The following is a 22566-nucleotide window of genomic DNA, read 5'->3' on the forward strand; positions in this document are numbered from 1 at the left end:
GTTATAGAGATGATGAAATCTATTTCAAATTTTCAAGGAAACTTGTACCGTATTCCGGCATTTTCACGCCGAAGTTCTCGGCTACCGTAGCGCCGATATCCGCGAATGTGTTGCGAAGCGAAAGCTCGCTGCCGCCATTTTTGAAACGTGGAGAATACGCGAGCAGAGGCACATATTCACGGGTATGGTCGGTTCCGCGGTACGTTGGATCATTACCGTGGTCGGCAGTGATGATCAATAGATCCTCATCCGTCATTTTTGCGAAAACTTCCGGTAGACGCGCATCATAATCTTCCAAAGCCTGCGCGTATCCTTGCGGATCACGACGGTGGCCGTAAAGCGCATCAAAGTCTACGAGGTTCAGGAAGCTAAGCCCTGTAAAGTCCTCATCCATGGTGGAGATCATTTTGTCCATGCCGTCCATGTTGGATGCAGTACGGATGGCTTTGGTTACGCCTTCTCCATCGTAGATGTCAGAGATTTTACCAAGCGCGATAACATCGAAGTGCGCATCCTTCAGCTCGCTCATAACCGTACGTTCGAATGGCTTAAGAGCATAATCATGACGGTTTGGCGTACGCTTGAAGGATCCTGGCTGACCCACATATGGACGGGCGATAATGCGTCCCAGCATATACGGATCATCCAATGTAATTTCGCGGCAGAACTCGCAAATTTCGTAGAGCTCTTTCAGTGGAATCACATCTTCGTGCGCAGCAATTTGAAGTACGGAATCCGCCGAAGTATACACGATCAGTGCTCCGGTCTTCATTTGCTCTTCTCCGAGCTCATCAAGGATTTCAGTGCCACTTGCAGGCTTGTTGCCGATGACCTTGCGTCCTGTTTTTTCTTCGATGCGCTGGATCAGCTCATCCGGAAATCCATCAGGAAAAACGCGGAACGGTGTATCGATATAGAGACCCATGATCTCCCAGTGTCCGGTCATCGTATCCTTACCTGCTGACTTTTCCTGCATTTTCGTATAATAAGCCATCGGCTTGTCAGCCTTTTCGATGCCTTGAATTTCACGGATGTTGGAAAGTCCTAGCTTGCCCATATACGGCATCTTCAGTCCACCGCGTTCTCTGGCAATATGTCCTAATGTATCCACATCAAAATCATCGAACTTAGCGGCATCCGGTGCTTCACCAATCCCTACCGAATCCATTACTATCAGATGTACACGTTTAAATTCAGCCATTGTTTATCACTCCTCTGTTTTGAGTATAACTCATGCCAAGCGATTATAAAAATATACCGGCAATGGTTGCGGAAAGCACGCTGACCAGCGTCGCTCCATAAAGCAATTTAAGCCCGAAACGCGCAACAACATTACCCTGCTTCTCATGCAGACCCTTAACAGCACCAGCAATAATGCCGATAGAAGAGAAGTTTGCGAACGAAACCAGGAAGATCGAAACGATACCTGTCGCGCGAGCAGACATAGCATGTTTACCCAGATCAAGCATCGCAACGAATTCGTTGGATACCATTTTGGTTGCCATAATGCTGCCCGCTTCCACGGCTTCTTTCCAAGGTACGCCCATGATGAATGCAAACGGTGCAAAGACATATCCGAGCAATTCCTGGAACGAGATACCGAAGACGCCGCTGAAAATACCGTTGATCATCGCGATCAATGCGACGAAACCAATCAGCATCGCAGCTACAGTGATCGCAACTTTGAAGCCGTCCATGATGTATTCGCCGAGCATCTCGAAGAATGACTGCTTCTCATGCTCTTCCTGCACTTCCAGTTTATCTTCTTCAGCAGTTACTTCATAAGGGTTCAGAATCGAAGTGATGATAAACCCGCCGAACAGATTCAGCACCAGCGCTGTAACAACATACTTCGGATCGATCATGGTCATATAAGCGCCGACGATGGACATCGAAACGGTAGACATGGCTGATGCGCACAGCGTGTACAAACGGTGCTTCGGCAGAAGTCCAATTTGTTTTTTGACCGAAATGAACACTTCGGATTGGCCCAAAATAGCAGAGGCAACAGCATTGTAAGATTCAAGCTTACCCATACCGTTAATTTTGCTGAGCACGATACCGGTATAACGAATGATAATCGGAAGTACCTTGATGTACTGCAGAATCCCGATTAGAGCCGAGATGAAAATGATTGGCAGCAGTACACCTAGGAAGAACGGTGCTTGTCCTTCGTTTGCAATTCCGCCAAATACGAAGTTAATTCCCTCTGACGCATAGTTCAGCAGATTTGTAAAGACATCAGAAAATCCCCTGATCAGAACGGTTCCGAAAACCGTATTCAGCAAGAAGTATGCCAGAACAACCTGCAAAGCAATCATAATGATAATCGGGCGATAGCGAATACCACGTTTGTTATTGCTGGCTACATAAGACAGTGCAAACACGACGAGTAACCCTAATATCGCAATCAGAAATTTCATAGCTGTCTCCCCATGATGTAGTTTGTAGTGAAAACCTTTCATTAAGCGCTTCCAAAGTGCTGCTAGTAAAGCGGAAACTTCATTTCGAGTCTCCCGCTTTACTTAAGGCAGTCGGATGCATCGCTATATTCTTAATAAGAAGCTGTAGACTGGCCGCCTTCCATAATTTTCACGCCGGAGCTTGCGCCGATTCTTGTCGCGCCTGCTTCGATCATCTTGTTCATATCCTCAAGGCTGCGTACGCCGCCAGAAGCTTTAACTCCAACGTTAGGACCTACGGTTTGACGCATCAAACGAACATCTTCTGGTGTTGCACCGCCTGTGGAGAATCCGGTAGACGTTTTTACAAAATCAGCACCAGCTTGTACCGAGAAGCGGCATGCACGTTCCTTCTCTTCATCAGTCAACAGGCAAGTTTCGATAATGACCTTCACCAGCGCTTTGCCGGCAGCGGCATCAACAACAGCTTTAATATCCTTTTCAACGACATCGTCCTGTTTGTCTTTAAGAGCGCCGATGTTGATGACCATGTCGACCTCAGTTGCACCATTTTCAATAGCATCCTTAACTTCAAATGCTTTCACAGCCGAAGTCGATGCTCCTAGAGGGAAACCGATTACGGTGCACACTTTTACTTTGGTTCCGTTCAATTGTTCTGCAGCGAATTTCACCCAAGCAGGGTTAACGCATACGGAAGCAAACTCGTATTTCTTGGCTTCTTCCGTCAATTTGGCAATTTCACTTTGTGTTGCGTCTGCACGCAACAGCGTATGATCGATCATACTTGCAAGATTTGTCATCATGTCATCTCCTTCAAGAATCTCATACCTTTTATTTATCCAATTTTCTTGAATTGAAAAGGTTTTTATTTTGCAGAACGCCAAAGCTTTTTTGCCTTTATGCATTCTATTTGCAGGATTATCATATCACTCGATTGAACATATGTAAACACTATCATGAAATTATGTTCATGAACGATTTGTGAAGCTTCCCTGACTATTTTGCTCAAAAAAAATCTGCCATATGTGTCTATGACAGATTTTGCAACATTATGCCAAAAGTGCTTGTGCTGTAAATTGATCGGTAACCAAAATATTCGCATATTTGCCCGCCAGCGCTGCATGGATTGCCTCCACCTTACGCTGTCCGCCAGCGACGAGAATCGATTTCTCCTTCTTCCGAAGTTCGTACAGATCGATGCCAACTGTCCGGTTGTTGATTTCTTCACTGCAGATATTGCCATCTTTATCAAAAAACCTAGAGCATATATCTCCTGCCCCGTTCTTTTTGAGGAGCTTCTGCTCTTTTTCGTTAAAATAACCCAGCCGGAACAGCAGCGCATCCTCCTTCACGGTACCTACCGTGAAAATAGCAATGTTAGCCTGCTTCCCGAGATCGATGATCCTGTTAATATGCCTGTCCTCTTCCACAATTCTCTTGAGGTCAATGCTGTCAAAAATAACCGGCAGAGGCAAATATCTCGCGACGGTCTGATAAGCTTCTGCGAATAAATTCACCGTCTCTGCCGCATACGTATTCACATGGGAATGGCTGACACCACCCTTGAGCTGCACGACTTCCACTCCTTTTACATTTTTGTGCTGCAGCTGCTGAGCAACCGCATACATCGTTGTTCCCCAAGTCACGCCAATAATATCTTTATCTTGAATGGTCTCATGCAGATAATCTGCCGTTTGTTTGGTAATATGCTTTTTGATCTCTTCATACGTATTCAGCGGCGAGTAGCACACTTGAACCGTATCCAATCCGTATTTGTTCTTGAGCTTCTGCGAAAGGACATTCAAATCTTCGTTAGGATCGACAATATCGATTCTGACATACCCCTGTTCCTTCGCAAACTGCAGAAGTCTAGATACCGTCGGACGGGAAACTCCAAGTCGTGCTGCGATATCCTGCTGACTGAAATCCGATTGATAATACAGTCTTGCAGCTTCAATCGATAGCCGTTGTTTTTCAATGTCCATCTTTGTCTACTCACCCGTCTCTATATCTATAATCGGTACTCATGATGACTAACATTTCCAGATCTCTTCCCAAATTCCTGTTGGCCAGAAGATATGCTTTTTTCGGCGAGGTTTATTTGATAAGATAAGAACTACGAAAATTTCGTATATGAACAGTATATTACAAAACTATCAATCGAGATACCTTCTCAGAAGACATAGAAAGCGAGCCAATTATGAACGATACATATTCTCCTTATTTTGAATTTGACCGGGAAACCTGGGCCTTATCCCGCGATCTCCCTTCCCTGACGGTGTCCGAGGAGGAATTCGAAAAATTAAAGGGTCTGAACGAAAAAATTGCCATCGAGGAAGTAACGAAAGTCTATCTTCCCCTGGCACGCCTCCTGCATCTGTATGTAACGTCCTTTCAAAATTTCCAGGCCAAGATGAACTCTTTTCTCAGCGTGCCGGCACCTAAAGCCCCTTTCGTGATTGGAATTGCGGGCAGCGTTGCCGTAGGCAAAAGCACGACTGCGCGGCTGCTGCAACACCTGTTATCCCGCTGGGATGAGCATCCTAAAGTCGATCTCGTGACAACCGACGGATTCTTATATCCGAACCGGGTACTCGAGGCTAAAGGCATCATGAACAAGAAGGGCTTCCCAGAAAGCTATGACATTAACAAGCTCATGCATTTCATCAGCAGCATCAAATCGGGGGAGCCTGCTCTTAAAGTGCCCGTATATTCCCATCTGGCCTATGATGTTCTGGATGATCAAACGCTGCACGTGGATCAGCCCGACATCTTGATTCTGGAAGGAATCAACGTCCTTCAGGTCAATACGCAGCAACCCTATTTTGTGAGCGACTTTTTTGATTTTTCCATTTATATCGACGCTGATGAAGAGGATATCCGTGACTGGTACATCGAGAGATACCATATGCTGAGGGATACGGCTTTCCGGGATCCTCGCTCTTACTTCCACAAATATGCATCTCTAACGGAGGAAGAAGCCATTCATACAGCAGAGAATATCTGGCGTGATATCAATGCCAAAAATCTCCATGAAAACATTTTGCCAACCAAGGAACGTGCCAAGCTTATTATTAAAAAAGGCGCCAACCACATGATCGAGCAGATACTACTCCGAAAATAATAAATTCTAATAATTAAGCAAAGGGTACTGTGCCTAAGCTATCGGGATGACCGAAGCCAGCGCGGTACCCACCAATTCAAATGCCCCAGCAGCTTCATCAGCGAAGGAACAATCAGTAGTCTGATGAGTGTAACATCGATGAATACGGCAGCTGCAATGCCAAACCCAAGCTGTCTAACCCCCTCCACCGCCCCAAAAACAAACGGTAGCGTAACTGCAATAAGTATGGCTGCTGCCGAAGTAATCAGCTTCCCCGTCGCTGCCAATCCATGCCGGATTGCATGCTCAGGATCCCGGGTATCCTCAAAAGCTTCAGACATCCGTGAGATTAAAAACACCCCATAGTCCATGCTCACACCAAACACAAGTCCAAAAATAAATACAGGCACCATGATGGCTATATCCACCGGCGGTTGCCCAGTGATTCCTGTCTGAAAAATGATGACTAACACCCCTAAAGAAGCCGTGATACTCAACACATTCATAACTAAAGCCTTAAGTGGGATCAAAAGCGACCGAAATGCGATGAGCAACACAAGCAAGTTTGAAACCATAATAAATCCAAGCATCTGCGGGAGCGAACGGGCTATCGCATCTTTAACCTCCTGTTGTGATTTGGCTTCACCGCCCAGCAAAATATGCATGCCTGAAGCATCAGCCTGAACTTCCGCAGCTCTCAACCATTCATTCACCCTAGCGGAGCCAGGTTCGCCATTCAGCAAAACTTGATAAACAGCTATCTTCGATGATAGTTCAGCAGTTGTGCTCTTCATTTGGAGCGGCTTCAGATCAATGACCATAGGGTCTTTCTGTAATACATCCAGCCATGAGTAAGCTATTTCCCTTTCTTTTACAGTAAATACCTCACCCGCAGGCTGAAGCACAACCAGAACTTCAGTCCCTTTTTGCGCAAAATGTGTACGAATCACCTCATCGGCATGTCTCGATTCCATGTCGACCGGCAGCGAGGCTGCATCCGGAACGGATGTTCTCAATTGGAATGCCGGGATCAGCAACAAAAGAAGCAGGAAAACTGCCGTAAATAGCGTACGCAGAGGTCTATGCATCACTAGATCCGCCCAGGATGACCACAGCCTATAACTCGGATTAGGGATGAGGCTGAGGCGCGCCTTATTCTTCAGGAGAGGTGCCAGCAGCATGAGTACGGCCGGTACCAGCATCAAGTTGATCGCTGCTGCCAGCACTACGACGACCATTGAGCTTATTGCGGCGCTACTAAACATCGGCATGGGAATAAACGATACAGCCTTTAAACCGCATAACACGCATACAGAGGAGTAAAAGACAGCTCTACCGGATGTAGTCATAACGGATCGAAGTGCTCTTGGCGCACTGCCTGTACGTAGTTCCTCCCTAAAGCGGCTGGTGAGGATAAAAGCAAAGTCCAAACTGAGCGCAAGGCCAGTCATCGGAATGACATTTAAGATAAAATTGGACAGCTCAAGATCATAGCTTCTGCTGACCAGTACCATCATCCCCATGGCTGAAGAAACAGTTAAAAGTCCGGTCAATACAGGAATGAATGCATACCAGAAGCCTCCAAATGCAAACAGTAGAATCATGAATGCCACCGGAACTCCGATGCGCTCCGCCACTTTGAAATCATGCATGCTTGCCCGGTTTACATCCTCCTGGATCACTGATTTACCCGTAAGCTGAACAGCTGTACCCTTGACTTTAGACGTCAAACCGCGTATTTGGGTGATGAGTGATGCTTGCTGATAAGATGGCTCTTTCAAATCGAGAACCGCATAAGCTGTTCCATCCCGAATCAGTTCCTGATGCTCTAGAGGAGAGATGACCAATGCCACTCCGTCAAATTTTCTTATTTTATTCAGTACAATATCGATTTCCGTTCTAAACCCTGCAGCCGTAGTATCGGCATGCCGCTCAAATACAACATAAATGGGGTCAACGGGGATCCCGAGACGCTCATTCAGAATCTGCTGCACACGTCTTGCTGACCCATCGACATCCAATCCCGGGCCATGAACGGATGACGGAAGCTGGGTGGAAAAAGAACCGAAGAAAATAAAAAACACCGCCCAGCATGCCACAATCGCACCTGGATGGCGGTGAATCAAATATGCGAGTAATCGGAATCCCATTACACATCTTCCCCTTAAGACAGCGGAGTTTTCCCGTTCAACCGGGTTGCCTGAACCATAAATCCGGCTAGCTGAGGAAATAATCTTGTCCCGGCTGTCCAAAGCCGAGGGATTACCGGCATGCTGGCAAGTGTCTGCAAATAATGTCCCCATCGCAAAATAGATCCGTATTCACTGTCCATATCTGCCGAGTAGGCTTCCTTCCAGTCCTTCATGCTTATCTCTCTACGAAGAAAGCGGTCTCCGTGGAATGCACAAATTTTGGCCGAGCGGAGTGCTGCTGACATCCCGTCTCCAAAAAGCGGGGGAATCATCGCTCCGGCATCGCCCACCTGTGGAATGATGCTCCAAGAAATGGGCTTCTCGGATAAATAAACCGGTGCGGCTGATACCTGCGAATCAGGCAGCAGCACACCTTCCCGGAGCCTGTCTCGCAGCTGTTTGTTTTCTTCCGCAACCGAAAGCAGCAGTTCCGAAACGGAGCTACCTTTTCCCCGCGTCCAGGCAAGCGGCAGCAGCGCAGCCACGTTTGTCAACCCATTTTCAATAGGCGAGACGCCGACATAACCTCCGCGAATAAAGTAAAGCTCGACCGTATGGTCTAAACGCATCCCTGTAAAATGAGCCTTCAGCCCGATATAGGCTCGCTTCCCAGCTGCACTCCGGCCATGCGGGTTGCCGGTAAGCTCCTTACGTGGATGCGCTCCCCATGCCGCAATAACACTGCGGGAATGAATCACTTCGGAAACTCCGTCCATCCGCATTCCGACCCGAAAACCCTTATGCTTGGCAGCAATACTGGACACAGCAGTTCCAGTCTGTACTCGTACACCTAAGGTTTCTGCAGACTCCAGCAAGGCAGCATCCAATGCATATCTGCTTAATCCCCAAGCGGGTTGCCCAAGTTCTGCCTCTACTCGTCCCCCATGCCTAAAGATCAGGCGCGTATTGAAGATCAATGCGGGCTGAAGTGCTTCTAAGTGTCCAAGTACTCCCAGCTCGCGGAACATGTCCCGCGTCTCCGGAGACAGAAATTCTCCGCAGGCCTTGTGCCTGGGAAAACTCTGTCGATCCAATAACATGGTCTTCCATCCAAGTGCTGCGAGGCGGATTGCCAGACTGCTTCCGGCCAGGCCGCCCCCAATCACCACTGCATCTGGCATCCGTCTTCCCCTCTCTTCCGACTAACGTGATTCCTATTCAACATATTTGTATATCACGACACTATAACGAAACAAAGGCTTCCATGAATAATGAAGTTTGTATTCCCCATGAGTGCTCAAAGCCTGACTCAATCTTTTCCAATCGGAGGAATGAAAGCCTTTGGCTACAGATAAAGGACCGTCATGGCGGATATACCGGTTCGTAGATATAAGATGTGCAGTTAGCCATACTGCGGACCAGGATATCCAGTGTCTATGAATGTCACTGATGACGATGCCCAGACGGGAGCATTTCAACATCTGTCTAGTTACTTCCAGAAGCTCATCATCGTTAAAATGATGCAGAAACTGCGAGGAAATCAGCATATCAGCAGAAGCTTTCTCGAGATCAAATACATCTTGCCTAACAGCTCTTACACGGGGTTCATCTATGAATATCTTGCGTGCTTCAATACACGCTTCTTCGGTCACATCTACCAAAGTGATTTCTATGTCGATTCCCATCCGGTCTGCCCATCGCAGAATATGGCGATTCAATTCTCCAGAGCCTGCTCCGATATCCATCACATGAAGCCGCTTAGGCTTGCCGGAACGAATCCATAATTCTTTAATGCCATGAAGCAAAGGCCCCGCCGCAGCGAATATCCGGTTCAGTCTACGGAGATGCTGAAGCGCCTCCAGCAATTCTTCGCCACCTGAACTGAAATCATCCATGTATTCCGCTTCTACCGAGCGGCTGTTAAGCACATTAAACATATGTTGCGTCTCTCCTAGCTGAATATGGCTTCTTCACGTTATGAACATATGTAAAGCTTAGCAATTCTGCCGTCAGACCCGGTCCAAAAGCAAGAGATACCCCGTCAGCCTGTTCCGTACCCCGCTCGATCAGATTATTCCTCATTTCCTTTAGTACAAACAGGATCGTGGCCGAAGACAAATTACCAAAATTCTTCAAAATGTTACGGCTGTACGCAACCTGAGAATCATCAAGCTGGAACATTTCCTGTACCGCATCTACAATTCCTCTTCCTCCGGGATGAACGGCCCACAGTGGCGGAAGCGCACGGCCTTCGGACAGCAGCTCTACTTCTTCTCTTAGAAAAGTTTTGAGCAGCTTGGGAATAGCCGGTGAGAGATAGAGGTCAAATCCATGATCGCCTACCTTCCAGAGCATTTCATCTTCGGATTCCGGAATGAGCACTGAATGCCCTTTTCCCAGCTCGAATATATGTTCATGACCGCTCGCTGCAGAACTAATGACACAGGCCGATGCCCCATCGCCAAAAAAAGAGGCTCCAAACAGCGCTTCACGTGAAGCCGGAGGCTGAAAATGTATCGTACATAGCTCAACACATACGACAAGCACGTTATGAGATGGGCAGCTTTCCACAATACCTTTAGCAAGCTGAATTGCCTTTAATCCGGCACTGCAGCCTTGGAATATAAGCGGAATCCGGTTGATACGGAGGGATAATCCCAGTTCCTTGACCAACAGTGTATCGAGTCCTGGCAGAAACTGCCCGGTACAGCTGACTGTCATGAGATGCGTAATGCTGGAAGGATCTAGCTTTGCCTCTGCTATGGCCTCACGTGCTGCCTGTGCGGCAAGCGGAACGGATGCTTTTCGATAGACCTCCATCCGTTCAGAAGTCGTTGGCACTATGCCCCCATCATGATCCGGTAAATAGCGGCAAGATCCTGCCTCTTCCTGAAAATCAGGCTCGCAGGTATATCGCGTATCCACGCCGCATTGCCTAAATATTCTGCGGGCCCAGCGCATCACATCCGAATCCTTTTTACAGGACGCTTCGATTCGATGGAATACTTCATTCTGTTCAAGCCTATATGGCGGGATGCTTGTACCAATTCCGATGATGGCTGCCGTGTTTGCATAGTTCGGATCCTTCATCAGCTTCTGCACCTCCCTCTCTGTTACTATTCCATATTTAAAAAACGCAAGAAATCAAATATTGAAAATGAGACATCGTGAGACAAGTCTATTCCTGAATAAAGTGAAATATGCAAGAATAGAGCAAAACATGCACGCGGAAAAGCTAAACACAAGACTCTTAAGCACCACGGAGCTGCGTAGAAACGATGATATGCATGTATCCGAAACACTGAATACACCAAAAACAGCCACCCATGCCGGGTGACTGTCTAATGTATCGAGCCGATTGCTTATATAAAGTTTCTTATCCGGTTTTCAAGACACATGGAGTGTCACTTAAATCGGCTAAAGCAATATCGTCTTTATGAGCATTTACGCTCAGAATCAATCCAATTGCGAGCATATTGGTAAGCAAGGAGCTGCCTCCATAACTTATGAACGGCAAAGATATGCCCGTCAAAGGGAAAATGCCAATATGCATACCGATATTAACGGAGACTTGAAAGACCAGCATGCCGATAAAGCCGATAACAAGATAGGATCCGGCAAGCTCTTTGCTTTCCATGGAGATATTCACCATGCGGTATACGAGCAGCAAATACAGCAGCAGCAGGACGGAAGAACCTAAAAAGCCAAATTCCTCGCCGATTACCACAAAGATGGAATCCGAATACACGTAAGGTATGAATCCTCTGCGTACATAGACTCCGTCGCTTCCGCTCAATCCACCCGTACCGATCGCTTTCATTGCATTTTTGACATGCCATGATTTATTGGGATCACTGGCTGGATCAAGAAAAGTCTGAATTCTTGCCATCTGATGGGGCTCCACGATCTTCGACAACAGCTCATAATTGACATTATAGAGCCAAAATACAGTGCAAATGATCAAAATCCCAAGACCGATGAACAAAATCATATACAAGGACCGGATGTTGCCGACCCACAGCATACTTAGCAGGATACCTACAAAGACGAGTGACGTGCCTAAATCCGGCTGCAGCATGATTAGAATGAAAGGCACTAGAAAAACCAAGCCAATCGGCAGCAAATCTTGAAAAACACGGAGCTGCTGCCCTTTCCGCTTACCCAATAAATGAGCAATCAGCAGAACCGTAAATATTTTAGCCAATTCGGATGGCTGTAGCTGGAAATGGCCTATATTCAGCCAACGGGACGCCCCGTTAATATTCTCCCCGGTGAACTTCACCAGAATGAGCATCGCGATGCCGATCCCATACAATACGTAAGACAACTTTCCTAATAGAATTCTATAATCCATGATAGCGAGAATCAGCATTGGAATGCAGAATGCAGTGAAAAGAACGATATTGCTGATATGAAGTCCTTCCAAATGCGTGCCTTCTGTGGCTCTGTATATCGCAATGGTTCCGATCGAAACCAGACAAAGCACGATAAACAACATAGACTTATCCAATTTGGTAATTAAACGGATATTAAACATAGGATGAACAACCTCTATTTTGTTAAATTTCTGCGCTCTTCTTGACGTCTGTTATGGTTTAACCGTGAGATGTTCAGCAGAATGCCCGTGCTCGCCAGACACAAAATGAGCGATGATCCCCCATAGCTGATAAAGGGAAGCGGCACGTCCGTAATAGGCAAAATACCGATGGCAGCTCCGACGTTCAGCAGGAATTGCACAAATATCATGATCACGATCCCTATGCCGAGCATGAATGCGAATGGATCTTCACTCCTAAAAGCCGCCGCGAACCCCCGCCAAACGAAAAGGAAAAATACGATGATAAGCAAAGATGTGCCAATGAACCCCAATTCCTCACCAATGACGGCAAAAATAAAATCGGTGTAGGCTTCAGGCAGATAAAACAGCTTTTGAATGCTATGACCGATTCCTGTCCCGGATAATCCTCCATGCTTAAATGCATCAAGCGACTGGATCAATTGATATCCGGATCCTTTCGGATCATCCATCGGGCTCAGGAATGAATTGATCCGCTGAAGACGGTAACTTTTGCTGAACGTGAGATACACAAAGACCGGAATCAATGCCGTACCTAGCAAAAATAGATGACGAAGATCCGCGTCTCCGACCAATAGGATCGTTACGGCAATGCTGGATAAGATTAAAACCGTACCAAAGTCCGGCTGTTTGAGGACCAGCAGCAGAATAATGCCGACCACCGTCATGACTGGCATCAGGCCTCTGCGGAAGTCACGAATTCGCTTCCCTTTTCTGCTAATAATTGTAGCCAAATAGACTATAACGGTTAGTTTGGTAAATTCGGAGGGCTGCAGAGTATAACCACCCACCGCAAACCAGCGTGTGGCGCCATTGACATTACCGCCCCCTATTAACACAAATACGAGCATCAGCAGCGTGAACAGCAGCAGAAATGGTGAAGCCTTCTTCCATTTCGAGAGGGGAACATTCATAAAAATGAACATCAGAAATAAACCCAAAAGCGCGAATACGCCTTGTTTAACGACGTAATGCCATGAAGTATCATATTTAGCGATTGCTATCGGATAACTTGCGCTAAATATCATCATCAAACCAAATCCGACCAGAAAAAAGGTCAAAAAAAGAAGCAGAAAGTCCGGGCGGCCTCTTGTTTTATTGTTCAATTCATAAGACACCTCCCGGTTTAGACAGCTGCCCGTGCGGATGCTCTATTTCAGGTTCAAATCTGGCTTTTCTTGGTACACCTTCTTGGATAGCAGTTTTAGAGTGTCATTTCGCCAACTGTAAATATTCAGACCATTGCCCGCTTCGCCCAAAGACCAACCGAGCGCAAGCTCCGATCGGCCGTCATGATCGATATCCGTCATCCTGACATAATCGAGTCCATACCCATAACCTTCAACCTCCGAGATTTTATGCCACTGCTCTTGATGAAGCGTGAACAGCGCTGCTTTTAGCATTTTGCCGGTCTTATTCTTCTCTTTGTATACAATGACAGCTTCATCAACACCGTCCCCGTCCATATCACCAAACGATATATCATTGCCCGCTTTTTCCTGAACTGGAGACAGGATTTGGGCTTTCTGAGGCAGCAGCTTTATCAGATCTTGACTGATATTGCCGGTCTGAAGGCTTGTTTCCGGTACCGGTGGTTCGATCAAATCCTTGGGAGTTGACGGAACTCCGCATCCTCCAAGCAGCAATATTATAGTTGTAGACAAAATATGAATACCCTTGAACTTTCTCGGCATTACGCTCACCTACTCTCCTGCCCGCAAGCTTATTTCTATCATATCGATTAGATAACATAAAGTGGTTATGAAATAGTTAAAATTCCGGTCCCTCGATCGGTAGACTAATTTGGACTTTCGTTCCTATGTCTATCTTACTGCTTATTCTCAATTCGCCATGATGAAGCTTCACGATCTGATCCGATATGGCCAGACCCAAACCACTGCCAGGTGCGTGAGGGTCTTCCTTATAAAACTTTTGAAGTACGTTCGCAAGCTTTTCCTCTGAGATTCCTGAACCCGTATCCGTAACGGTGATTACGACGTGTTTCTGTTTAGTAGTGGCATGTACGGTAATACGGCCCGGGGTGTCCGTAAACTTTAGCGAATTATCAATCAGATTAATCAATACCTGCTTCAAGCGGTTTTCATCTGCTTGGATGACTGGAAGAATCCCGTCCGCCTCTAAGTCAAGAGCGATCCCTTGCCGTGCGGCTCTCGGAGCAAGCTGCCTGCCTATATGATTCAGCAATTCCGTAACATTCACAGGGGCAATGTGCAAGGCGATTCTTCCGCTATCCAGTTTGGAGAAATCCAGGAGTTCGTTCAACATCCGGCCTAACCTGTCACTCTCGGATTCAATGATTTCAAGTCCCTCATGGAATAATTCCTTATTCCCAGCTCCATTTGATTTTAATGTAATGACCCAGCCTTTGATCGATGTTAACGGTGTACGCAGTTCATGCGAAACGGATGATATAAAATCATTCTTCAGCTTTTCGCTTTTCACGATTCTGCTGGCCATCATATTAAACGTATCCGCTAATGAGCCCAGCTCATCCCGGTACCGCTTGTGTACATGAATGCTAAAATCCCCATCTGTCATCCGGTCTGCAGCTTTTTTAAGGTCTTTAATGGATTTGGTAATGGTTCCGGACAGGAATAACCCAAGAACGGTAACGATCGCAATTACAAGCACGCCAACCCCAATCAGCAGGACTGTGATCTGGTTCACCGTCGTTATTGTAGCTTTCAGAGATGTGACGAACCTGACTGCTCCCACAGTGACATGGTGTGCTTCCAAGGGATAGGAAACTGATAATACAGCTTCTTGGGTTAAAGAGTCCTTTCCTCTCCATGTCCCTGGCTCCCCAGATATCGCAGACTGCACATCGGCATATTGGGTCATCGTAATGCGAGATGAAAATCCGGTCGAGTCTTGCAAAAGCCGGCCTGATGGATGAATGATCTGTACTTGTGCATCGGAATGGTAGGCAAACCCCTGCAGCAGGCGCTCCGATTGTTGTTCCAGATCTTCTTCAGCAAAGTACTGCTCAAAAAAAGAAGCGGATAACTCCGCTTGGTTCATCAACACTCGCTCAATATTATGAAAATAATAATATCTGACGGAAAGAATGAGAAAAACTTCAAGAATGAGCACCGTAAGGGTGATGACCACAAGATAACTTCCGACTAATCTTTTCTGAATGCTCATTCCTTCAACCGTCCTTCCTCCAGCGGTATCCAAGTCCCCATACCGTCTCGATCCAATGTGGCTTGGAGCCGTCATCTTCTATCTTCTCCCGTAGCTTTCGCACATGAACATCTACCGTTTTGGGATCTCCAACATAATCCTCCCCCCATACGAGGTTCAGCAATTCGTTCCTTGATAGCGCTGTATCGGGATGTTCCAGAAAGGTTCGGATCATTTGAAATTCCTTTGGCGTAAGTTCAATATGGATGTCATGTTTGAAAACCTTATTTGAACTCATATCCAGCCGAATCGGACCGGATTCAAGCGTATGTCTTTGCGGCTTTAAGGAAATATCCGTACGGCGCAATATTGCTTTAATCCGGGCTACAAGCTCCAGCGGATTAAACGGTTTGACAATATAATCGTCTGCACCGATTTCAAGTCCTTTGATTCTGTCCAAATCTTGGCCCGATGCCGTTAAGAAAACGATAATGACCTCCGGGTCCTCTTTTCTCAGCATCTGGCAGATTTCTAGTCCATTGGCATCCGGCAGCATGATATCCAACACGATAATATCCGGGCGATTGGCCCTATAGCTCTGTAAAGCTTTCTCACCAAAAGCGGCCTCATTCACCACAAATCCGTGATTCGATAAATTGATCGATATAAAACGTCTGATATTGGCATCATCTTCAACAATGAGCACCTGATTACGATTCGTAGTATCCACGATTCCACCTCCTCGGCCGAAGCCGGTAAATCCAATTGAAAGTTACGGTCACGCGCATGCTCTAACATGGAATGATCTCAAAACAAAAAACTCTTTCCGTCAAGAAAGAGTCGCGTTTGTTCCGTTAATGGGATTGCTTTCATGCAATCATTACCCGGCTGAGATCCCCCGCTGCAGTGCATATCGAAATGGGCGTAAGAAATACGGAAGATCCCATGGAACGTAGCTCTTTCTCTTCACAAAATATAAGAAGATGACTGAGATAATATTTCGACTCGTGCCGCCTTCCATGGAAATCCCCCCTTTTCAAAAATAAATGCCCTCTAGAAACGACTAGAGGGCATTACAAACGCACGAAAATACTGGTTGAGTCGTTAGCCACTTTTATGAAAAGCCTTAATCCGGCAACCCACGTTCTAACCATGGGCATCTTTCGAAATTTCTGCGCAGCGGCCAGTGTTTATATAGGAGCCTCACGTAACGAGGACATATGCAATTTCTTAGTCATCGTAATCCTTGTCTCATACGTTTGTCAATAGGATTACTCTGCAAACTTCCCTCTCAGTGAATCCGAATGCAAAAAAACGTCTGCCTTGGGGTCAAGGACAGACGTTTGATGGAAGCAAGGATGATATTTCATTACTCAATCCGAATTCGTTTTCTGCCTTCTTCCGCAGTCGCTACTTTAGGAACTACAATCTTCAATACGCCATGTTCGAGCTTTGCCTTGATTTGGTCCTCATCGGCTCGGTCGACATAAAAGCGGCGGATAAATTCACCGTAATGACGCTCTTGATGTATGACCTTCTCAATATCATTTTTGATTTCTTTAACATCATTTCGTATCGCAGAAATCGTCAAATATTGCCCTTTCATCTCGATCTGAATGTCTTTCTTATCGAACCCGGGAAGCTCCGCCTCGATGTAATAAGCATTTTCAGTCTCCCGGATGTCTGTACGGAAAGATTTCGCTCCTAATTCGCTGATTCCGGCGGATTCAAACATATCGTTAAAAGATTTCATCATGCTGCTTAAAAAAGCATCGGTACGTTTATTAAAAGGAATCAGATCAGACATCGATATTCTCCTCCTTGGCTTACATGTGGTTGTTTTCTTTATAGTTCTATTGTACGGCTTACACGCAAAAACGTTCAAAGTTCAAAGCAAGCAAAAAAGGACGATATCTGACGTTGTATTACGACTTACGTGAATTTGACTATAACCCCCTTTGACCTTTGATGACTTTTTAAAACTCACAAAAAAAACGCTTGCCCTATGGACAGACGTTTAAGTTAGATAGGTTTTCGGATTTTATGATGGAATCAGGTCGGAAATTTCCAATAGGTTCATTTGAGAGCTGCATACAACTTTTTTAAATTTTTATCCTTATCGTCACCCTGACCGTTTTCTTCCTCTTCCTCTTCTTTTTCTTCGTGAAATTCAACAGTTGTTTGACCAGTAATATAGTCGAATGGGGTGTAATAGCAATCAGGGAGTTGTTTCTTTTTGACTATTTTAAAAGCAATTATACCTATTAATGCAATTAGTATGACTGTGAAGGAAAACATTAAGAATAGGATCGCATTCATAAAATCATTCCTTAACAGGTGATAGCTCTATTTTATATACAATGACAAACCTACTTAGCTCATTTTATAGCGATACAATAAGAATTAAAGGACCGTATCGTCTACCTGGTTAAGCCAGGCTTCGATGTCGCCGATGACAGATGCCACGCATCCATCCTCGAACGGGGATTTTAATCCGGCATATTGAACCAGACCTGTGAACGACTTACTGCCGCCGGCTTGGCACAATTTCAAGTAATCGGCCCAAGCGGATTTCCAGTCTTCGTTCATGCGTTTCCAGAACTGGAATGCACACAGTTGCGCAAGCGTGTAGTCAATGTAATAGAACGGGGATTGGAAAATATGCCCCTGTTTTTGCCAGAAGCCGCCGCGCTCCAAGTATTCATTGTCCCCATGATTGCGGTGAGGCAGGTATTTCTTCTCGATCTCACGCCAAGCTTGCTTCCGCTCAGACGGAGTTGCATCTGGATTCTCATACACAAAGTGCTGGAATTCATCCACAGATACACCATAAGGCACAAACAGAAGCGCATGGCTCAGATGGTCGAATTTATATTTGTCCGTATCTTCCTCGAAGAACAGGTTCATCCAAGGCCAAGTGAAGAATTCCATGCTCATGGAATGAATCTCAGCCGATTCGTAGGTTGGCCAGTGATATTCCGGAATGTCGAAATGTCTGCTGGAGTAAACCTGGAACGCATGACCCGCTTCGTGTGTAAGCACGTCGATGTCACCGGAGGTACCGTTAAAGTTGGAGAAGATGAACGGAGCGCCGTATTTGCTGATAAATGTGCAGTAGCCACCACCCTGCTTGCCTTTTTTGCTGACAAGATCCATCAGGCCGTTTTCGACCATAAAGGTGAAGAATTCATTCACTTCTGGAGACAGCTCGGAGTACATTTTCACCCCGTTAGCAAGAATCCAGTCTGGATCTCCTTTTGGAGTAGCATTGCCGGTTTTGAAACTGAAGTTCTCGTCAAAGAAGTAGAGCTTATCTACGTCGATTCGAGCGCGCTGACGTTCCTTCAATTTCGTTGCGGCAGGTACAATGTATTCCTGAACTTGTTTACGGAAATTAGCCACCATCTCCGCATTATAGTCCGTACGGTTCATTCGGGCATAAGCCAGTTCAACGAAGTTTTTGTATCCAAGCTTATGCGCCATACGGGTACGTGTTTTGACGAGTTCGTCATAGATCCGGTCGAAATCCGCTTCATGCTCAGCCATGAATTGATATCTGGCTTCCGAAGCTCTGCGGCGTAAATCACGGTCTGTCGAGAGCTCAAAAGGCGTAAGCTGGGTCAGTGTACGTTCTTCGCCTTCAAATGGAATTTTCGCAGAGGCAATCAGCTGCGTGTATTCGGTTGAAAGCTTGTTCTCCTGCTGCAGATCCTCAATGATCTCGGGGCTGAAGGATTTGAGTGCCATTTCGGCGAGAAGGAACAGCTGGGTTCCCCATTTTGCCTCCAGCTCGCTTCTGAATTTAGAATTTACCAACGCGCGGTAATAATCAGTTATGTATTCCTGGTAAATCGGCCTTACCTCGTCCATGTAGTCCTGTTCGGCTTTGTAAAAGGCATCGTTGGTATCGACGGAATGACGGATCGTTACGATCTCGGACATCGATTCCACTTCACTGCGCAGGTGGTTGATGTCGGACATGGCCTGCTCCTGATCCTCCAGCCGATCTGCAGATTCAAATTTTTGCACGAGCTGTTGGAATTTCACCTTGATGTCCTGAATATCCGGGCGCTCATACTTATATTCGCTGAATTTCATACCATCACACTTCCTTTCAAAACTAGGGTTATGCCTATTATACATGGAGATGGGAAGAAGATTCTACCATCGTTCAAAAAAATTTAACGTTTCTTTTTGTTAGTACCTATTGATCAGTCATCCGTCCAACCTCCAGAAGCATACATTAATTAGCAATAAATGACGGCATAAAACAAATTCAGGAGGCATGAAAAGTGGCAGAGAAAGAGATCCTTCCCTTTGGCGATCCCGTCCTCAGAAAAAAGGCTAAGCCCGTCGATGAACTATCCCCTAAAGTGCTGAAAATTTTGGATGATATGGTCGATACACTCTACGCCGAAGAGGGCCGGGCTGGCCTTGCCGCACCGCAAATCGGCATATTGCGAAGATTGATTGTAATGGATTGCGGCGAAGGTCTGATTGAGCTGATCAATCCGGAAATCCTGGAAATGCATGGCGAGCAGATTGGACCGGAAGCCTGCCTATCTTATCCTGGATACAGCGGCATCGTTAAACGTGCGAACTATGTTCGAATCCGAACGCTGACCCGGACAGGTGAGATAATGGAACTGGAAGGTATCGGCTACTTGGCTCGATGCATTCAGCATGAAATCGATCATCTGAACGGAATTTTGTTCATCGACCATGTCGAGGAAGGCCAGCTCTTCAAGGAGCCTACCAAACAGAAGGCCGATCTCATGGAGGCACTCAAGCTTTCACGAAAATCATAGCCTTATCGCTAACCAAAAACCGCCCTGCAACAGTGAGCTTCACAGAGCAGGACGGTTTATTTCAGTTGATTTGAAGTTTTCGATGCAGAAACATTAACTAGCGATTCGCAGTATATACATTCGCACGGCTAATGCTACGGATATAATCCAACTCTTCAGGACTTAATACCGGCGATTCTGAAGCTGCTACATTATGAATCAACTGCTTTAGCGAGCTTGCCCCCGGTATGGCTGCAGCAACTACCGGCTGCTCTAGCGAATAGCGGATCGCGGTCTGCGACATACTTCGCTCTGGACGTACTAGTGATTCCAGCTTCCTGCGAATCTCAAGTAGTTCTTCAGGCGTGTAATCCAGGTAACCCTTATTCACCTTACCTGCCCCTGCTTCGGCCAATACGCCAGAAGCGACAGGTCCGCGCGCAATCACGCTGATCCCATTTTCCGCCAGCAATGGCAGTACCTCTTCTTCCGGTCTTCTGTCCAGAATGCTGTATTGGCTCATGACAGAAACAATATTTGAACGCTTCACGTATTCACGGATCACGTTAGGCCGAATCGACGAAATACCGTAGAAACGGATCACGCCCTCCTGCTTCAGCTCCTCGAATGCTTCAATCGTTTCATCGATTGGATCGTCCAGCGTGCCGCCATGCAGCTGATACAAATCGATATAATCGGTCTGCAGGCGCCGCAGACTGTCTTTAACGGCAGCTTTGATGTAGGACTTGGATGGGTCCCAGCTCCACCCTTCCTTGCCAGGAATGCGCCGGTTTCCGACTTTCGTGGCAAGGATGACGTCACTACGCCGGCTCTTTAGTGCCTGGCCCACAATTTCTTCATTCCGGCCCTCATCATACAAATCCGCCGTGTCCAGGAAATTGATTCCCCGGTCCAACGCTTCGTGCACAAGACGCGCAGCCTCTTTTTCCTCCGTGCCCAGTGACATGCATCCAAGCCCGATCTCACTAACATACAGCTCCGAAGCTCCAAGACGATTTCTTTTCATATCAAAGTCACCTCTCCGCGATTTTTCTTCATTATCCATTTTAGGCAATGATCATATGAATGACGGTCAGTACAAGTCCGATCAGAAAGCCGCAGATGGCACCATTCACACGGATCCACTGCAAATCACTGCCGACCTTCTCTTCAAGCATCTGGACGAGAGCCTGGTCATCCAGCTGATCCAAATTGTCGCGAACCAGTAGACCGATACGGTAATAGTTCGCCTCAACTGCTTTAACGATTAGGGATAAAATCCCTTGTTCCCAGCGTTCCATCATATCTTCCTTGCCCCGCAGCATATTGGTGATCCAGCGGTATACCTTGATGACACCGCGTCCCCCGTTCATCTGCTCTTGCTCCAGCATCAGCAATATACGGGCCCGAATCTCCTCAAGCTTACGCAGCATCCACTGCTCGGAGCCTGGATCAGCTAATTTATCCCCGATCAGCATTTTCAAACGCTCGGCTACTTCCCGATTCTCTGTAAAATTGGATACCTGCTGGCGAACCTCTACCAGAATGCGCTGCCGGACAAGACTATCTTCGTATTGAATTTCATGGATGGAGGACAGAATCAGGTTTTTCAGAATATTCCCGAGCTTCTCCTCACTTAAAAATCCCAGCATCGCCTGTAAAGCAAAGCCCTTCATTCCACTCAGCTGAATTTCCTGCAGCTTGTTGCTCGCGAGTTGTCCCAGCATATACTCATTCTCTGGCCGACTAACCCATTTTCCTGCAAAGTTCAGAATATAGTTCAAAGCCTTCTCATCCAGCTGACTTTGAAAAGCTTGGCGGGATGCAGCTTCAAGCAAAGGTGACAGATCCTGACGCTGCACAAAATTCACCAGCGACTTTTGAACGGAAGGTGTCATCTGTTCGAGAGGAATCTGACGAATCACATCACTAACGATATGGATGATCTTAAGCCGGATTTCTTTTTTGCTTACCAGTTTCAAAATGCCGGTGGACAAGCCATTGAACAGCTTCAATTGGCGCAGCCTTTTGGTAATGCTTTCCTTGTTCAGCAACTCGGTTTCCAATGCGGAAATGAGCGAGTTGACAATTTTATTGCGATTTTGTAACAGCAAAGACGTATGTGGAATCGGTATCCCCATCGGATGGCGGAACAATGCCGTCACCGCGAACCAGTCGGCAAAGCCACCGACGAGTCCCGCTTCAAATCCGCCTTGGAGCAGGCTAACCGCTATATTTTGCGGCAAAAACAGGGTGATGACAAATCCTGCCCCCATGACCGCAAGGGAAGTTCCTGCCAAATATCTGGTTTTCATGTTGAATCCCTCCGCTAAGTATATAACCACATTCTACCCAAGATGGACCGGAAAGTGATCCTCCCTGGGCAATGATTGAACAG

At 46.5% G+C, this 22566-nt stretch carries 20 protein-coding genes and 1 riboswitch; of the genes, 2 read left to right on the plus strand and 18 right to left on the minus strand.

The features are described 5' to 3' along the window. Positions 1–19: 19 nt before the first annotated feature. The 4 genes from deoB to MUG84_RS11785 form a co-directional block, all read right to left on the minus strand. On the minus strand, positions 20–1201 hold the full coding sequence (gene deoB, locus MUG84_RS11770) for a phosphopentomutase (RefSeq protein WP_244725209.1): 1182 nt from the start codon (positions 1199–1201) through the stop codon (positions 20–22). A gap of 43 nt (positions 1202–1244) precedes the next feature. Next, positions 1245–2423, minus strand: a complete 1179-nt coding sequence (locus MUG84_RS11775; protein WP_244725210.1) for a NupC/NupG family nucleoside CNT transporter — start codon at positions 2421–2423, stop codon at positions 1245–1247. Between the two features lie 131 nt (positions 2424–2554). Beyond that, positions 2555–3223 (minus strand): deoxyribose-phosphate aldolase, encoded by a 669-nt coding sequence (deoC, locus tag MUG84_RS11780; protein ID WP_244725476.1) that lies wholly within the window; start codon positions 3221–3223, stop codon positions 2555–2557. A 249-nt stretch (positions 3224–3472) separates the two neighbouring features. Next, positions 3473–4408, minus strand: coding sequence for a DNA-binding transcriptional repressor DeoR (locus MUG84_RS11785; RefSeq protein ID WP_244725211.1), 936 nt, complete (start codon positions 4406–4408; stop codon positions 3473–3475). A gap of 215 nt (positions 4409–4623) precedes the next feature. Between MUG84_RS11785 and coaA the strand changes: the two genes are divergently transcribed. Next, positions 4624–5547, plus strand: coding sequence for a type I pantothenate kinase (coaA, locus tag MUG84_RS11790; RefSeq protein ID WP_244725212.1), 924 nt, complete (start codon positions 4624–4626; stop codon positions 5545–5547). Between the two features lie 38 nt (positions 5548–5585). Here coaA and MUG84_RS11795 read toward each other — a convergent pair whose 3' ends face one another. The 12 genes from MUG84_RS11795 to MUG84_RS11850 form a co-directional block, all read right to left on the minus strand. Next, on the minus strand, positions 5586–7676 hold the full coding sequence (locus tag MUG84_RS11795) for an MMPL family transporter (RefSeq protein WP_244725213.1): 2091 nt from the start codon (positions 7674–7676) through the stop codon (positions 5586–5588). Between the two features lie 14 nt (positions 7677–7690). After that, on the minus strand, positions 7691–8839 hold the full coding sequence (locus MUG84_RS11800; RefSeq protein WP_244725214.1) for an NAD(P)/FAD-dependent oxidoreductase: 1149 nt from the start codon (positions 8837–8839) through the stop codon (positions 7691–7693). 33 nt (positions 8840–8872) lie between these two features. Continuing rightward, positions 8873–9595: a methyltransferase domain-containing protein gene (locus MUG84_RS11805; protein WP_244725215.1), complete on the minus strand. Its 723-nt coding sequence runs from the start codon at positions 9593–9595 to the stop codon at positions 8873–8875. After that, entirely contained in the window at positions 9588–10748 is a 1161-nt protein-coding gene (locus MUG84_RS11810) for a type III polyketide synthase (protein WP_244725216.1), read from the minus strand. Before MUG84_RS11810 ends, MUG84_RS11805 begins: the two co-directional genes overlap by 8 nt. A 286-nt stretch (positions 10749–11034) precedes the next feature. Beyond that, complete coding sequence (locus MUG84_RS11815; RefSeq protein WP_244725217.1) at positions 11035–12195, minus strand: FtsW/RodA/SpoVE family cell cycle protein; 1161 nt, start codon at positions 12193–12195, stop codon at positions 11035–11037. 14 nt (positions 12196–12209) lie between these two features. Beyond that, complete coding sequence (gene ftsW / locus MUG84_RS11820; RefSeq protein WP_244725218.1) at positions 12210–13340, minus strand: putative lipid II flippase FtsW; 1131 nt, start codon at positions 13338–13340, stop codon at positions 12210–12212. A gap of 45 nt (positions 13341–13385) precedes the next feature. Continuing rightward, complete coding sequence (locus MUG84_RS11825) at positions 13386–13928, minus strand: hypothetical protein (RefSeq protein WP_244725219.1); 543 nt, start codon at positions 13926–13928, stop codon at positions 13386–13388. A 76-nt stretch (positions 13929–14004) separates the two neighbouring features. Beyond that, a complete protein-coding gene (locus MUG84_RS11830; protein ID WP_244725220.1) occupies positions 14005–15402 on the minus strand; it encodes a sensor histidine kinase in 1398 nt (465 codons plus the stop codon). 4 nt (positions 15403–15406) lie between these two features. After that, positions 15407–16111: a response regulator transcription factor gene (locus MUG84_RS27490; RefSeq protein ID WP_244725221.1), complete on the minus strand. Its 705-nt coding sequence runs from the start codon at positions 16109–16111 to the stop codon at positions 15407–15409. Between the two features lie 314 nt (positions 16112–16425). Further along, positions 16426–16603, minus strand: a riboswitch (M-box (ykoK) riboswitch). Positions 16604–16750: 147 nt separating this feature from the next. Then, a complete protein-coding gene (locus MUG84_RS11840; protein WP_244725222.1) occupies positions 16751–17188 on the minus strand; it encodes an Hsp20/alpha crystallin family protein in 438 nt (145 codons plus the stop codon). Positions 17189–17457: 269 nt separating this feature from the next. Continuing rightward, positions 17458–17700 (minus strand): DUF3951 domain-containing protein, encoded by a 243-nt coding sequence (locus MUG84_RS11845; RefSeq protein WP_244725223.1) that lies wholly within the window; start codon positions 17698–17700, stop codon positions 17458–17460. An 84-nt stretch (positions 17701–17784) separates the two neighbouring features. Further along, entirely contained in the window at positions 17785–19479 is a 1695-nt protein-coding gene (locus MUG84_RS11850) for a M3 family oligoendopeptidase (RefSeq protein WP_244725224.1), read from the minus strand. A 194-nt stretch (positions 19480–19673) separates the two neighbouring features. Between MUG84_RS11850 and def the strand changes: the two genes are divergently transcribed. Further along, a complete protein-coding gene (gene def, locus MUG84_RS11855; RefSeq protein ID WP_244725225.1) occupies positions 19674–20189 on the plus strand; it encodes a peptide deformylase in 516 nt (171 codons plus the stop codon). A 97-nt stretch (positions 20190–20286) separates the two neighbouring features. On the opposite strand, the gene MUG84_RS11860 is transcribed toward def, so the two are convergent. Together MUG84_RS11860 and MUG84_RS11865 are read right to left on the minus strand one after the other, a co-directional pair. Next, positions 20287–21195, minus strand: a complete 909-nt coding sequence (locus MUG84_RS11860; protein ID WP_244725226.1) for an aldo/keto reductase — start codon at positions 21193–21195, stop codon at positions 20287–20289. Positions 21196–21235: 40 nt separating this feature from the next. Beyond that, on the minus strand, positions 21236–22483 hold the full coding sequence (locus MUG84_RS11865) for a DUF445 domain-containing protein (protein WP_244725227.1): 1248 nt from the start codon (positions 22481–22483) through the stop codon (positions 21236–21238). Between the last annotated feature and the right edge of the window lie 83 nt (positions 22484–22566).

It is taken from the genome of Paenibacillus mangrovi (assembly GCF_022898935.1).
Lineage (GTDB): Bacteria > Bacillota > Bacilli > Paenibacillales > Paenibacillaceae > Paenibacillus_AQ > Paenibacillus_AQ mangrovi.

Coding starts and splice junctions, on each gene's coding strand:
- MUG84_RS11860 (WP_244725226.1), bottom strand. CDS start 21,195: ATGAAAAGAAATCGTCTTGGAGCTTCGGAGCTGTATGTTAGTGAGATC.
- MUG84_RS11830 (WP_244725220.1), bottom strand. CDS start 15,402: ATGAGCATTCAGAAAAGATTAGTCGGAAGTTATCTTGTGGTCATCACC.
- MUG84_RS11800 (WP_244725214.1), bottom strand. CDS start 8,839: ATGCCAGATGCAGTGGTGATTGGGGGCGGCCTGGCCGGAAGCAGTCTG.
- deoC (WP_244725476.1), bottom strand. CDS start 3,223: ATGACAAATCTTGCAAGTATGATCGATCATACGCTGTTGCGTGCAGAC.
- MUG84_RS11810 (WP_244725216.1), bottom strand. CDS start 10,748: ATGAAGGATCCGAACTATGCAAACACGGCAGCCATCATCGGAATTGGT.
- MUG84_RS11840 (WP_244725222.1), bottom strand. CDS start 17,188: ATGTCTGATCTGATTCCTTTTAATAAACGTACCGATGCTTTTTTAAGC.
- MUG84_RS11825 (WP_244725219.1), bottom strand. CDS start 13,928: ATGCCGAGAAAGTTCAAGGGTATTCATATTTTGTCTACAACTATAATA.
- MUG84_RS11775 (WP_244725210.1), bottom strand. CDS start 2,423: ATGAAATTTCTGATTGCGATATTAGGGTTACTCGTCGTGTTTGCACTG.
- MUG84_RS11865 (WP_244725227.1), bottom strand. CDS start 22,483: ATGAAAACCAGATATTTGGCAGGAACTTCCCTTGCGGTCATGGGGGCA.
- MUG84_RS11815 (WP_244725217.1), bottom strand. CDS start 12,195: ATGTTTAATATCCGTTTAATTACCAAATTGGATAAGTCTATGTTGTTT.
- MUG84_RS11795 (WP_244725213.1), bottom strand. CDS start 7,676: ATGGGATTCCGATTACTCGCATATTTGATTCACCGCCATCCAGGTGCG.
- coaA (WP_244725212.1), top strand. CDS start 4,624: ATGAACGATACATATTCTCCTTATTTTGAATTTGACCGGGAAACCTGG.
- MUG84_RS11850 (WP_244725224.1), bottom strand. CDS start 19,479: ATGAAATTCAGCGAATATAAGTATGAGCGCCCGGATATTCAGGACATC.
- MUG84_RS11805 (WP_244725215.1), bottom strand. CDS start 9,595: ATGTTTAATGTGCTTAACAGCCGCTCGGTAGAAGCGGAATACATGGAT.
- MUG84_RS11785 (WP_244725211.1), bottom strand. CDS start 4,408: ATGGACATTGAAAAACAACGGCTATCGATTGAAGCTGCAAGACTGTAT.
- MUG84_RS11845 (WP_244725223.1), bottom strand. CDS start 17,700: ATGAATGCGATCCTATTCTTAATGTTTTCCTTCACAGTCATACTAATT.
- deoB (WP_244725209.1), bottom strand. CDS start 1,201: ATGGCTGAATTTAAACGTGTACATCTGATAGTAATGGATTCGGTAGGG.